The organism is Ruegeria sp. BHSC029, assembly GCF_059613085.1.
In genome coordinates, this window is record NZ_JBXWRU010000014.1 from 1 (window position 1) to 12,563 (window position 12,563).

The 12,563-nt window shown below is 59.0% G+C and carries 11 protein-coding genes and 1 pseudogene; 6 read left to right on the forward strand and 6 right to left on the reverse strand.

Features of this window, described 5'->3' with window-relative positions:
* Nucleotides 1-123, reverse strand: a pseudogene (locus AC2FML_RS19095) (IS6 family transposase); the annotation flags it as partial.
* A gap of 219 nt (nt 124-342) precedes the next feature.
* Here AC2FML_RS19095 and gltS point away from each other — a divergent pair.
* Nucleotides 343-1,578 carry a sodium/glutamate symporter gene (gene gltS, locus AC2FML_RS19100; RefSeq protein ID WP_496784088.1) on the forward strand — a complete coding sequence of 412 codons (1,236 nt, stop codon included), beginning with the start codon at nt 343-345 and terminating at the stop codon, nt 1,576-1,578.
* Between the two features lie 70 nt (nt 1,579-1,648).
* On the opposite strand, the gene AC2FML_RS19105 is transcribed toward gltS, so the two are convergent.
* Complete coding sequence (locus tag AC2FML_RS19105; RefSeq protein WP_496784089.1) at nt 1,649-2,017, reverse strand: hypothetical protein; 369 nt, start codon at nt 2,015-2,017, stop codon at nt 1,649-1,651.
* A 36-nt stretch (nt 2,018-2,053) separates the two neighbouring features.
* Between AC2FML_RS19105 and AC2FML_RS19110 the strand changes: the two genes are divergently transcribed.
* Entirely contained in the window at nt 2,054-2,500 is a 447-nt protein-coding gene (locus tag AC2FML_RS19110; RefSeq protein WP_496784090.1) for a hypothetical protein, read from the forward strand.
* A gap of 103 nt (nt 2,501-2,603) precedes the next feature.
* Here the strand turns inward: AC2FML_RS19110 and AC2FML_RS19115 are convergent, their stop codons facing one another.
* Nucleotides 2,604-2,813 (reverse strand): hypothetical protein, encoded by a 210-nt coding sequence (locus AC2FML_RS19115; RefSeq protein WP_496784091.1) that lies wholly within the window; start codon nt 2,811-2,813, stop codon nt 2,604-2,606.
* Nucleotides 2,814-2,956: 143 nt separating this feature from the next.
* On the opposite strand from AC2FML_RS19115, the gene AC2FML_RS19120 reads away from it, so the two are divergent.
* Nucleotides 2,957-3,292: a hypothetical protein gene (locus AC2FML_RS19120; protein WP_496784092.1), complete on the forward strand. Its 336-nt coding sequence runs from the start codon at nt 2,957-2,959 to the stop codon at nt 3,290-3,292.
* Here AC2FML_RS19120 and AC2FML_RS19125 read toward each other — a convergent pair.
* From AC2FML_RS19125 to AC2FML_RS19135, 3 genes are all read right to left on the reverse strand, one after another.
* Complete coding sequence (locus tag AC2FML_RS19125) at nt 3,255-4,385, reverse strand: patatin-like phospholipase family protein (protein ID WP_496784093.1); 1,131 nt, start codon at nt 4,383-4,385, stop codon at nt 3,255-3,257. The two genes, AC2FML_RS19120 and AC2FML_RS19125, sit on opposite strands and share 38 nt — an antisense overlap.
* A gap of 40 nt (nt 4,386-4,425) precedes the next feature.
* Nucleotides 4,426-5,685, reverse strand: a complete 1,260-nt coding sequence (locus AC2FML_RS19130) for an MFS transporter (RefSeq protein WP_496784094.1) — start codon at nt 5,683-5,685, stop codon at nt 4,426-4,428.
* A 68-nt stretch (nt 5,686-5,753) separates the two neighbouring features.
* On the reverse strand, nt 5,754-7,292 hold the full coding sequence (locus AC2FML_RS19135; protein WP_496784095.1) for an adenylate/guanylate cyclase domain-containing protein: 1,539 nt from the start codon (nt 7,290-7,292) through the stop codon (nt 5,754-5,756).
* 110 nt (nt 7,293-7,402) lie between these two features.
* Here AC2FML_RS19135 and AC2FML_RS19140 point away from each other — a divergent pair, with 110 nt between their 5' ends.
* The 3 genes from AC2FML_RS19140 to AC2FML_RS19150 are packed head-to-tail and all read left to right on the forward strand — an operon-like array spanning nt 7,403 to nt 12,094.
* On the forward strand, nt 7,403-8,719 hold the full coding sequence (locus tag AC2FML_RS19140; RefSeq protein ID WP_496784096.1) for an efflux RND transporter periplasmic adaptor subunit: 1,317 nt from the start codon (nt 7,403-7,405) through the stop codon (nt 8,717-8,719).
* A gap of 3 nt (nt 8,720-8,722) precedes the next feature.
* Entirely contained in the window at nt 8,723-11,773 is a 3,051-nt protein-coding gene (locus AC2FML_RS19145) for an efflux RND transporter permease subunit (protein WP_496784097.1), read from the forward strand.
* A 57-nt stretch (nt 11,774-11,830) separates the two neighbouring features.
* On the forward strand, nt 11,831-12,094 hold the full coding sequence (locus tag AC2FML_RS19150; RefSeq protein ID WP_496784098.1) for an HNH endonuclease: 264 nt from the start codon (nt 11,831-11,833) through the stop codon (nt 12,092-12,094).
* Nucleotides 12,095-12,563 lie beyond the last annotated feature (469 nt).

The following is a 12,563-nucleotide window of genomic DNA, read 5'->3' on the forward strand; positions in this document are numbered from 1 at the left end:
TCGCTCGTGCAACAGATCTTCGACATTTCGAAGCGAGAGCGGGAAACGGATGTACAGCATCACCGCAAGGCGGATGACCTCGGGACTGGTTTTGAAGTACTTGAAAGAGGCCGGTTTGGTCATGGGCAAAAGCTACGCAACCGTCCTGCCTGCCTCAAGACAAGTTCTTCTGACAAGACCTTCCCTCTGACACCGCCCCCTGGCAAGACCTAGCCTTCCCCGCCCAAGGCTAGTTCAATTTGAAAGTGCCCTTCCAACAAGACCGTTGCAATGATCCAACCCGCGGCCCTACGGTGGCGGCAACCAATCCGTTCAGCAATTTCGTGCTCGGGGGCACAGCTCATGGTCGAACCGATCGAGGTACACAGTTTCATCGCCATGACGCTCGGCATCGTCGTCTACTTTCTCGGAGCACAGCTGTCCGACCGGTTTCCGATCCTGCGAAAGTACTCCATCCCCGAACCGGTATCTGGCGGATTGCTTGCAGCGATCCTGACGCTCGGCGTTGTTGCTGCGACCGGGCGCGAGGTGATTTACGACCTGGATGCACGCGACTCGTTACTGGTCTACTTCTTTACTACCATCGGTCTGAACGCGAAGTTTTCGGATCTGGTCAAGGGCGGCCCCCTGCTCGGCATCATGCTTCTTCTTACGATTGGCTACATGTTCGTTCAAAACGGCATCGGCGTTCTGGGCGCGTCGATCTTTGACATGCCTTCGCAGGCTGGTGTCATGATGGGAACGACATCCTTGATAGGCGGTCACGGCACCGCGATCGCGTGGGGCCCGGTGGTCGAGCAGCAATATTCGGTGGCGGGCGCCGCCGAACTGGGCATCGCCGCCGCGACGGTCGGTTTGATTCTGGCAAGCCTGCTCGGCGGCCCCATCGCCAACTACCTGATCAGCCGCGACAAGCTGGAACCGAGCACCGAGGAGCGCGCCGCCGCAGCCACAGCTGGAGAAGAAGGTGCGGCTGAAAACGCCAGCACTGCTTCCTCCGGTGGCCCTACGAACCCCGGCCTGATGAGAGCCATCCTTTGGTTGCACATCTCCATTGTGATCGGCTTTATCGCGGATGAAGCGCTGGACGCGGCGGGTTTGAAGCTGCCGTTGTTTGTGCCCTGCCTTCTTTCCGGCATCGTCATCGCCAATCTCGCTCCAAAACTGTTGCCGCGCATCAAGACACCTACCGGAACCGCGTCGCTGCAGCTGTTGCAGGACTTTTCACTGGCTGTCTTCCTGTCCATGTCGCTGATGAGCATGCAACTCTGGACCCTGGCGGGCTCGGCCGGTGTCCTAGCCTTCACGATGCTTCTGCAGACTGCCGCCGCTGCCCTGTTCATCGTTTTCGTGGTCTACCGGATGATGGGGCGGAACTACTTTGCCGGCGTCATCTCGGCCGGGTTTGCCGGCTTCGCCCTTGGCGCAACACCGACGGCAATCGCAAACATGACGGCGGTCACGCAGAAGTATGGCCCCTCGCCCTTGGCCTTCATCGTGCTGCCGCTGGTCTCGGCCTTTTTCGTGGATGTCGCCAATGCCTTCATCATCCAGGGGTTCCTTTCGGTTCTTCCCTGATCTGCGCGCCACCGGCCCGGTGCACGAGCTGCGGCTGGCAGACCTGTGCGGCGAATTCTGCGAATAACGCTCAGAAAGCGACGGACACGTCCGACCGAAACGCCAGGAACGGGAAAAGCACGACGATGGTCAGAAGAAACACAACCCCAGCCATGGGCCAGTCCCGAAGTCGCAGTTCGGCTTGATGCAGCACCCGGGCAAGTGTAGCGCCAGAGCGCCACAGGTAGGTTTCGAATGAGCGCAGGGTGGCGCGCGACTTACCGCTTTCCGGGGATGAACCGCGGCGCCACACAAGGTTCCAGACTATCACCGGCAAGAGCACGCCCAGAAGGGGCGGCCAGCTTGCAAGGAGGGCACCATGCGACTGTCCAAGACTGGCCGGAGATTGCCAGGCGGGGGTGCTTTCGGTTTGACATTTGAAGTTTCGGAACTCACTCATTGGCGTGCCGCACTGCTTCAGCATAGAATGTTCTAAATGAAACTTGACTACACCGACGAAGAACGTGACCAGCTGCGTCTCTGGCGAAGGTGGAAAATCACGTTCGACTGGTTCAACTACACCGAACCCCTGCAACGCGTTCACCAAGCCTTGTTGGTTCACCGTCAGCCATGGAGCACGAGGGCGCTGTCCACCTATACCAACCTACCCCAAACGTCTGTCCGCCGTCAGCTGGACATTCTGGCCGCGGGAAATGCGATTGTGCGAACCGAGCACGGTGTGCAGATCGACCAATTGCAGGTTGCGTTCAACGCCAGTTTTCACCGGGAGATCGCCGAGTATGTTCACGGCGGGTGCCACATGAACAAGGAACTGCTTAAGGTGTTCAAACAAGGGTTCGGCGAGGAAGCGGCAAATTTCGACATGTTGGAGAACCACGTGTGGTGGCCGGTCATCAAGAAAGCAAAAAAAGGCGTCTTTTGACGCCTCCGGTGTTCTCCAAGGCATGAGCGACCAAGAATGCCGCCCGCCCGCATGTCTTGAAGCCGGAAGCTTTCAACGGATGCGAAACCACTAATACCGATAGTCAGACGGTGGCGCCCTCCGGGTCGCCGAGCAGGAAAGCATCGCTGATGACCTTTTTCTCGCCCAGACTGTGAACCTTGCCGCCGACGTAGAAGATTATTTCGCGGCTTGCGATCACCCGACCCGCATGCCGCCCCGTGCACAGCTCCAAGGCGCCTTCGGCCATCACCCCAACCGGTTCCAGCATGTCGGGATTTGTCTTCGCGATCATCCGAGTAAAGTCGCACCCCGAGGTCAGAGCGATGGCCGTCGGGCACATCGAATTGACGAAACTACCGTGTGATTGAAGCTCGCGGGAAAGGGCCAAAGTCGCGCGGTCCAGTGCGGCTTTGGTCGTGCCGGACCTTTCGAAGCATGGCGGAAAGCTCGGGCACCTCGTTGGAGGCCATGCACCGAGTGACTTCGGTCTCTTCCGGCGCCCTGGACGCGCTGCCCCATAACGAGGCCGTCATTACGGTCCTTGCGATCGCCAAGCTGACTCACAAGGACAGCTACTTCGATAGGCGCGATCACGACGATCAGGGCGACCAGATCGAACCTGACCCTGTTGCTGGCCATCATCGCACCGGCAACCGCGATCAGCACGAATACAAAGGCGGCTTCGGAATTCACGGTACCTCGGCCCAACTTCTTCTAAGGTTCACCGGTGTCATTAAGGTGGCCTTCTGTTCCAAACCGTGCCGGACTTGAAACGCATGTAGCCATAGTCAAACAGCGCCTGCATGTATTCCGGATCGAAGGGTTCGTTCAGAGGCGCGTTGAAATCCGGGCCGATCCACGTGGCATTGTACCTGACGCCCTGGCGCTGCCCGATGGCGTAGGCCACGCCCAGATCGACCGCGCCTTGATACTTGATGAGAGTGGCGAGCGAGCGTTTCGAGATATCGGCGATACCGGGCTTTGTGATCTCGGCCTCGGGATCAATCTTGCCGTTTCTGATTGCATACAAAGTGGTCCCTTCGGTAAACCGGCTTGGAATGCGCCATCCGGGAACAAACATGGATTGCGAAACTACGCCACCATCGACATGAAGCTCGTCACGAATTCCCAACGGTGTTTCGACATCGATCAATACCGGAGGAAACACGCCGGGCATCGCTGCGGATGCCATCAACGCATCCTGAAATACCTTCCGCGCGTTCGGAGCGCCACTGGCAGCAATTCGACCAAGATCCCATAGCACCGGGCGTTGGGCGTCCAGGCTGACAGTCTGGATCACCAAGCGGCGACCCCGGCGGTGCTGCACGGCGATTTTTTCCAGGAATTCGTCGGTGACATAGTCTTCCAGCAACCGACGGAGAGGTCCCGAGCTTTTTACGGACGCCTTCGAAAAAATCTGGGTGATCGGGCGGCGCTCAAAGATCTGTTCCGGCGGCAGGCCGCCGTAAAGTCGTTTGAGTTCGTCATCGTAGTCAGACCCCAAAAAGGCGAATGGGGCGGCCAGGGCGCCCGTAGACACCCCGGTCACGTTCATGAAAACCGGGCGGGTTCCGGATTCGCTCCACGCCGTCAGGATACCCGCAGCATAGGCGCCGTTTTCTGCCCCGCCGGACAGTGTAAGGTCGGCATGCCGGTCCGGCAGTCCGGCCGCTCGCGCTTGCTGCTGCCGTTCGGTCAGAAGCTCGTTGATGTTGGGTGGCGTGTCGTCGGCCCAGAAGCGGGCATTTTTGATACCTGGAACCTGCGGGGCTTCAAGCTCTCTGATGGTGACAGGATCTCGCGATATAGTGGTTCCGCACGCGGACAGTGTCAGGGAAACAACAACGATGACCAGAATTCTCATCTATGCCTCCGGTGGAGTTTCTGGGTTTCGGGGTGCATTCTCATCTCTTCTTTGACGGCACCATCTCGGTGCTCGACGGCACGAGATCGGTGTGGGAGGTCTGCTCGGCATGGGACACCGGTTCGGAGGACCGGATGTGGAACCCGAGGTAGACGACGAAACTGGACATGACCGCCAAGTTCACCCAGTGCATTGCATTGTCGCCAAAAAATCCCGTGAAGACGCTTGTGATGATGGGCCCTGCGATCGACCCCAAGGTCCAGACAAACAGCATGGTCACCGCAGCGGCCGAAACATAGACAGGGACCGTTCTGTCCATCGCGTGTGCTGTCAGCAGAGAATACATGGTCAGAAGGCTGCCACCGAGAAGAACCATCAGGATCATCAGAACAAGGTAGCCCGGCGAAAGATAGTCGAACTCGATTTCAACGGGCTGCGCGTCGGCCAGTAGAGCCATGGCCAACAGCACCGCTGCGCATATGGATGACGTGATGAAGATCACCACACGCCGGTCCACTTTGTCGGACAGGCTGCCAAGCGGGTACTGGAACAGGACCCTCCCCAGGTAGATCGCGCCGATAATGTAGGCAATGTCGTAGACCTTGATACCCAGTTGAGAGGCGCTGTAAGGCGCCACACTCAGGATCGTGGTGGACACCATTCCCATGGCGATCACCCCGAAGACAGCTGCAGGCGCGTCCTGTAACAGCCCTCTGATACGAACCTTGGCCTTGGAGCCGGGGTCTGGCGGGTTCGTTCGGGTGGAGGCAATGACCACGGTAGAGAAACAGTAGATCAAGGCCACGAGAACGAAGGCATCGTCACTTTCTTCCGGGACGAGAATGACAACGGCTTGGCTGAGAACCGAAACAATGCCGACAACAATTGCGTAGATGGCCAGCACCCTGCCCCGCGAGGACTTCTCGGCCGTTTCGTTGATCCAGGCATCCCCGATGGAAAACAGACCCGCCGTGGCGAGCCCCATCAGGAACCGCAACAGAATGAGAAACGAAACATTGTCGACCTGCGAAAACAACAGGATCGCGGCGGTTGTTATCGCAGCGCCAGCCGCAAATGCGCGAATGTGCCCGATATCTGCGATCGACTTGGCGACGACAAAGCATCCGACCAGAAAACCGGCCGAGTAGGCCGACGCGGCAAACGAAGCTGCTTCCTGCGACGCGCCGGACTGGGCAAAAGCAAGAGGCACAAGCGTGCCTGCGGCTGCCGTCGCCAGCTGAATGGACGCCATCGCGACAATGACCGACCGCAGGGTCACAAGTTGTTTGTTCAGGGACATTTGTGCATCTTTTCTCGTCCTGTCGTCGTCAACGGTGGCTTGCAGACTATGGCCATTCCAAAAGCCGATCAAATTTCGGACCCGGAAGCCTTTGCCCAATCCCGTTTTTGCATTTCTGTATTCGGCAACCCAAAAAGCCTGATCGGCTCGCTTCGGCCTCGCAGGTTCTCCGGGGGAAACTCCACCCAGTATGCGGCGTCCGCTCCTGCCGCAGACAGAACCGCATCTGACACGGCCACTTGCAGGTTTCGCTGCTTGGCAAATGCCTCGATCCGTGAAGCCTCGTTCACGACGCTGCCAAAAACCCCGAACTCCAGGTGGTGCGCGTCGCCAATCGCGCCTGCGACAGCGGTTCCGGCATGCAGGGACATAACAACGTTGATCTCGGTTCGCCCGGCGCCTTCGCGTTTTTCAGACCATCGTGACACCGTGGAGGATATGCCTTCTGCAGCTTTCAGGGCGTGCTGCGCTGCCCGCTCTATTGGCTCGTTAAGGCCGAACACGATCATCGCGCCGTCGCCGATGAACTTGTCGATGACGCCGTCGTTCGCGGTAACCTCCCTCTCGATATGCGACCTGAACTCGGTCAGCAGTTCAGTAGTTGCATGGGCGCCAATGGCCTCGGATATAGCGGTGAACCCCCGGATATCGACAAACATGACCACGATCCGGACCGCCCTTCCCTGACGCAGTTCGTCCAGTTTTATGTCGCTGAGGTTTCCTGCCAGTTCAGGGGAAAGAAACCGCGTCGCGTTGCGCTCCCGCTCTCTCTGTTGGGCCACCGCATAGGCCAGCCTACGGGCGCGCCATACGACAAGAATACAGATGACCCCGATCAGGACGACCAGAAGGAACCGGACCGTATTGCTCATGGGGGAGTGGTTCTTGGTGAGGTAGACGATGTCCGCGTCAGACAGACCGTCTTCCATTCCCACCAAAGTGACGAAAAACAGACCAGCCACGAGGCAAAGCGTCAATGTCACCTGCAACACCGGTCGAATCCGGATCAGCTGCGAGACCAGCACGACAAACAGGAAGAACGTCGCTGGCGCCGCGAAGGCCACGACCGATCCGGCAGAGTGAATCCGGGCGCCGAAATGCAGGTTGCACAGCACTATGCTTATGTCCGCGATACCGAAGGCCCAGGACATCCAAAGCCTGTAGTAGCCGAGTTGCACGACCGAGATGGACGCAACACCGATCAGAAAATACGAAAACACAATCCACGCGGCCAGCAGCACATCGCCCGCTTCACCCTCGGAAAGGATGTCAGCCGAAACCGTCAGGACAACAATCGTAAGCCCAATGATCAGCGCGGCGGCAAGCCTGATCACTCCGATCAGCTTTTCCGCACTCGCGTCTGCACGCGCTATTGCCGCGTCAGCAAAAGAACTGGACGGCGCGGCGCCAAGTTCGTTTTTATCGACCGGTTTCCAAGGCAGGGGCTCTACTCCAAAGGCCAAAACACAACAAAAAAGCTTGCGATCCCGAGGTCCAAGCCCCGCAGTCCACCCAAGTCTTAAGACCTCCCTGCCCCAGTTTCGTGGCTCTTCCCCCAGGCCTTTGGACTGGTTTTGCAGTTCGGATCGCGTCGCCTTGGCGGACATGAGTATGTTTCGTACCAAGTTGAGTCACAAGGTGCGCGAGACACTGAGCCATTTTGGCTCAGTGTAACTTGTCTCGTACTGTCTGCGGGGGCAGATTGGGACGGAAAACGTTGGTCGAAACGGAAATGCAGCATGCGGTTCCGCCGATGTCTAATCGAGGGATTACGATGCACATCAAATGCTTAAGTCTCTTTTCTGCAATGGTTTTCTGCGCACAGGGCTCAGTGCTTGAAGCACAGGAAAGCACCAGTTCGGCACGTCCGGCAAAGGTGTACACCGTTGTTGAAACCGACACGGTGTATCAACGTTCCTATCCCGCGATCGTGTACCCCTCTCAGGAGGTGGAGCTGTCCTTTCGGGTCAGCGGGCGGATCGTGGATCTGCCGATCAGGGCCTCCATGAGCATAGCGCAAGGTGACGTCGTCGCAAAGTTGGATACCCGCGATTTCGAGGCCGAGGTCCGGCGGCTGGAAAGCCAAATGGACCAGGCAAAGGCACAACTCATCGTGCTTCGCGTTGGCGCCCGGCCCGAAGAAATCGCCGCGCTCGAAGCCGCCGTTGCAGCGGCACAAGCTCAGCTTGATCAGGCTCGGGACGATTTTCAGAGGACTCAGCGACTGGTCGAACGCGGCGTCGCACCGGCCTCGCAGTTCGAACAGCGGTTGGCTGCCTATCGCGTGGCTCAGGCGGAACTCAGATCACAGCAGGAACAGTTGGCCATCGGCCGCAGCGGTGGACGCCCCGAAGAAATTCTTGCTGCCGAAGCCCAGTTGCGCGGCCTCGAAGCCCAGGTTCAAAGCGCCCGTGACAACCTGTCCGACACCACGCTGCGGGCTCCGTTCAGCGGCACCATTTCACGCCGGCTTGTCGAGAACTTCCGCAACGTTCAGGCAGGCAAGGCGATCGCCCTGCTTCAGAACCTCTCGACCGTGGAAGTCGGCTTCGATCTTCCGGGCGCAGACATCATTGCCATGTCGGATTTCGACCTAGAGAACGTCACCAGCTTCGTCGTCTTCGAGTCGATGCCCGACGTCGAAGTACCTGCAGAACTGGTCGAGTTCACAACTCAGGCAGACGCCGCGACCCAAACCTACCGGGGTCGATTGTCCGTCACGCCACCTGACGGGATGATCGTCCTGCCGGGGATGGTCGCGCGGGTCATTTCGCGCGCCAACCGTCAGCGGGCGCCTCAAATGACCGTCCCACTTTCCGCACTCGCTTCCAGCCCGGACGGATCGTCATTCGTGTGGCGGGTCGACACGAACGACAACACGGTGTCGCGCCAGCCCGTCGAACTTGGCGATGTGTCGGAAGGCGGCGTCGTCATAAATGCCGGGCTCGAGGCCGGGGCCGTGGTTGTGACCGCAGGGCTGAGCGGGCTTCAGGAAGGCATGGCGATCCGCCCCGTTTCGAAGATCGGCGACTAAGCCATGGATTTTGCCCGTTTCGCAGTCGAAAAGCGCGTTATCTCGGCGCTGTCCACAATCCTTATCCTGATCGCCGGTTACTTCGCGTACATGACCCTGCCTCGGTTCGAGGACCCCGAGTTCATCATCCGGCAGGCGCAGATCATCACCCCGTATCCCGGTGCAACCGCCGAGGAAGTGGCGGAAGAGGTCACCGAAGTTGTCGAAAACGCATTGCAGGAACTGCAGGGCGTGAAAGAAGTGCGCTCGGTGTCGTCGCCGGGGGTCAGTACCGTTACGGTCGAATTCACGATCCCGACCACACCTGACTTCCCCACGCTCTACGAACGGTTCGCGCAGATGCGCGCGAAAATCTTGGACGTGCAGCCAGATCTGCCGCCCAACGCCCTTCCGACTCAGGTCTACGACGACTTCGGCGATGTGTTCGCGCTGTATTTCGCAATTGTCGGTGACGGCTACACCATTGCCGAACTGCGCGACTACGCAAAGGACCTTCAGCGGGAACTGGTCGCCGTCGAGGGCGTGTCCAAGGTCGTGCTGAGCGGGACACAGGATGAGGTCATCTATGTCGAATACTCACCGGCCCGGCTGGTCGAACTCGGGTTGACACCACAGCAGATCCAGCAGGTTCTGGAGGGGCAGAACCTAGTCATTCCCGGTGGCTCCATCGAGTCGGATTCCCGCAGGATCGAGATCCGCCCCACGGCGGCCGTGGAGTCGATCCAGTCGATCGAGGATCTTGTCATCACGGCTCCGGGTACAGGGGCGTCTTTCCGGCTTTCGGACATCGCCGTGGTGTCGCGCGGCTATGTTGATCCGCCCAGTCGACAGCTTTTTCGCGACGCTCAGCCTGCTATCGGCATCGGCATCTCGAACACGCTTGGCGGCAATGTCGTGAACATGGGCGACGCCGTGAAGGCACGTATTGCCGAGCTTGAATCCGCCCGTCCGGTCGGCATCGAAATTCTTCCGATCTCGGACCAGTCCGCTTCGGTCAAGGATTCCGTCGACGACTTCGTGATGAACGTGGTTCTGGCACTTGTCATCGTCGTCGGTACGCTGCTCGTCTTCATGGGGTTGCGGTCGGGGATCCTGATGGGGGGCATTCTGCTTGTTACCGTCGCAGGCACCTTGGCGGGCATGTACCTGTACGGCCTAGACATGCAGCGGATTTCCCTTGGCGCGCTGATCATTGCGCTTGGCATGCTGGTCGACAACGCAATTGTCGTCGTCGAAGGTACCCTGGTCCGCGTACAGCGAGGCGAAGACACGAAAGATGCGGCGATTGCGGTGGTCAACCAGACGAAATGGCCGCTGCTTGGCGGAACCGTCGTGGGACTTCTGGCGTTTTCGCCCATCGGCTTTTCACCGGACAACACCGGAGAGTATGCAGGCAGCCTGTTCTGGACGATATCGATCTCGTTGTTGTTCTCATGGCTGGTCGCGATCTGGCTGACCCCGTATTTCTGCACGCTTCTGCTGAAGCCCAGCGAAACCGCGGCACCGAAGGAGAACGCCATCCTGCGCGGATACCGGACAGTTCTGGCCCTAGCGATCCGGGCCCGCTACATTACGGTCGTGCTGGTTTTCGCGCTGTTCGCCTCTGCCGTGGTCGGTATGGCCCTCGTGCCGCCGGGTTTCTTCCCCAACAGCACCCGGGCGCAGTTCGTCGTGGACTACAACCTGCCTGAAGGGACGGACATCACCAGAACCAGCCAGGATCTGAAGGAAATCGACCAGCACATCCGCAGCCTGGATGGCGTGATCTCTACCAACCTGTCGGTCGGAGGCGGCCATCTGCGGTTCATGCTGGTCTACACCAGCGAGGATGCGAATACGGCATACGGCCAGATTCTGGTCGACGTCGAAGACTACCGGCAGATCGACGACCTCCAGCCCCAGATACAGGCGTGGATCGATCATACCTATCCCGAGGCCTACTCGAAGGTCTGGAAGTTCGTGCTTGGACCCGGCGGAGGTTCAAAGATCGAAGCCCGGTTCACCGGAACCGATCCGGTCGTGCTGCGGTCGCTCGCTGAAGAAGCCAAAAAGATCTTCTCCGAGCAGGGCGGTATCGCGATCAAGGACGACTGGCGCGAACAGGTGCAGGTCATCCGCCCGATCATCAACACGGAAAACGCCCGACGCCTTGGGTTGACCCAGGGCGAGATTTCCCGGGCGATCTATGCGCATCTGAACGGGGCCGATATCGGCATCTACAGGGAAGGCGATGACCTGCTGGCCATCGCCATGCGCCCGTTTGAAGACGCCCGCGATGATATCGGCGATCTGCGCAACATCCAGGTCTTCAGCCAGGTAGCCGGTGGCTACATCCCGATCTCTCAGGTTGTGACCCGTTTCGAGCTGGTCTTCGAATCCGGAAATCTGCGCCGCATCGACCGGCGGCTCTCTATCACGGCCCAGGCGGACAACGCCCCTAACGAACTGTCGGGCGATCTTTTCGCCAAGGTCCGGCCTCTGGTCGAGGACATCGAGATGCCAAGCGGATATTCCCTTGAGTGGCGCGGCGAGTACGGTGACTCGCAGGACGCCAACGATGGGCTGGCATCGACGATGCCGTTGGGGTTCGGCGCCATGATCATCGTCGTGGTTATCCTGTTCAACGCCATCCGCCAACCCCTGATCATCTGGCTTACCGTACCGCTGGCCCTGATCGGGGTGGTCTGGGGGCTGGCGCTTACAAGGACGCCGCTGGAGTTCATGGCCATACTGGGCGTGCTGTCGTTGACGGGTATGTTGATTAAGAATGCCATCGTTCTGATCGACGAGACCGACACCCAGATAGGAGACGGCAAACCCAGACTTCAGGCAGTCGTGGATTCCGCCGTTTCGCGTGTGCGCCCGGTGTCTCTTGGCGTACTGACGACGGTTCTGGGCGTCATGCCTCTGCTCTGGGATCCGTTTTTCGAGTCTCTGGCAGTCGTCATCATCTGTGGCCTGAGCTTTGCAACCATCCTGACGTTGATCGTCGTACCCACGCTTTACGCGATCTTCTTCCGGGTTCGCGATGACGAGATATCGCAGACCTCCTGACGGACGGAAGCCATCCCGCTGCCGTGGCGTAGGCGCAACCGAGCTGCTGCGCTTGCGATACGCGGTAATGCGTGCCTTGCGTGCGGCATAAATTTCGGAAGAACATACGGCCCTCAAGTGGATGGGTACATCGAGGTCCATCACGTCGTGCCGGTCAGCCAGTTGGGTAGAGATTACGTGATCAATCCGAAAGAGAACCTCGTTCCGCTCTGTCCAAATTGCCATTCCGTCGCCCATCGAAGAAACCCGCCCTTCACTGTCGATGATATCAAAGGCCTTTTTCTTGAGGCCGGAGAGTCCTCAGGCGGGAGCAAGGCATGATAGCATGCGAAGGTTCGGGTTCCGTTCCATCTCGCCAAATGCATCCGACATCGAAGTGTTTAGGTTGCGTTACCAAATAATGGCTTGATTTCAGTGCTTTGCAAAAAATTCACCAAATCGGCGCAGTCAACAGGTTCAGAGAATATCGGCCCTGAGAGACCGATCTCGGCCGCCTCACGCCGGGCAAAGTGAACAGCCCCATCCGCATAACCCTCGAAAACAACGGAAAAATCCGGCCGCAGCCGGATGGGGAGAACGCTTTCTGGGGGGCAAGTGGCGGAGGGGACGCGACTGGGAGCGAACGTTCTCCAACCCGCAAGTGCCTGAAATTGCTTCAGAGAACAGAGGCATACGCGTGGGTGCTGTCAGACGAATTCGAACCAGTCTCAGTTTGCCGCGGAAACCGCGAACCTATCCGGAACAAAGCTGACGCCACTCGCTAAGAGCGGCGGCGCGGGTCAGCTTGAAG

Excerpts from the sequence above, each read along its gene's own strand:
- AC2FML_RS19110 (WP_496784090.1), top strand. The coding sequence starts at position 2,054 with ATGAAACTTGACTACACCGACGAAGAACGTGACCAGCTGCGTCTCTGG.
- AC2FML_RS19135 (WP_496784095.1), bottom strand. The coding sequence starts at position 7,292 with ATGTCCGCCAAGGCGACGCGATCCGAACTGCAAAACCAGTCCAAAGGC.
- AC2FML_RS19120 (WP_496784092.1), top strand. The coding sequence starts at position 2,957 with ATGGCGGAAAGCTCGGGCACCTCGTTGGAGGCCATGCACCGAGTGACT.
- AC2FML_RS19115 (WP_496784091.1), bottom strand. The coding sequence starts at position 2,813 with ATGATCGCGAAGACAAATCCCGACATGCTGGAACCGGTTGGGGTGATG.
- gltS (WP_496784088.1), top strand. The coding sequence starts at position 343 with ATGGTCGAACCGATCGAGGTACACAGTTTCATCGCCATGACGCTCGGC.
- AC2FML_RS19130 (WP_496784094.1), bottom strand. The coding sequence starts at position 5,685 with ATGTCCCTGAACAAACAACTTGTGACCCTGCGGTCGGTCATTGTCGCG.
- AC2FML_RS19105 (WP_496784089.1), bottom strand. The coding sequence starts at position 2,017 with ATGAGTGAGTTCCGAAACTTCAAATGTCAAACCGAAAGCACCCCCGCC.
- AC2FML_RS19145 (WP_496784097.1), top strand. The coding sequence starts at position 8,723 with ATGGATTTTGCCCGTTTCGCAGTCGAAAAGCGCGTTATCTCGGCGCTG.
- AC2FML_RS19125 (WP_496784093.1), bottom strand. The coding sequence starts at position 4,385 with ATGAGAATTCTGGTCATCGTTGTTGTTTCCCTGACACTGTCCGCGTGC.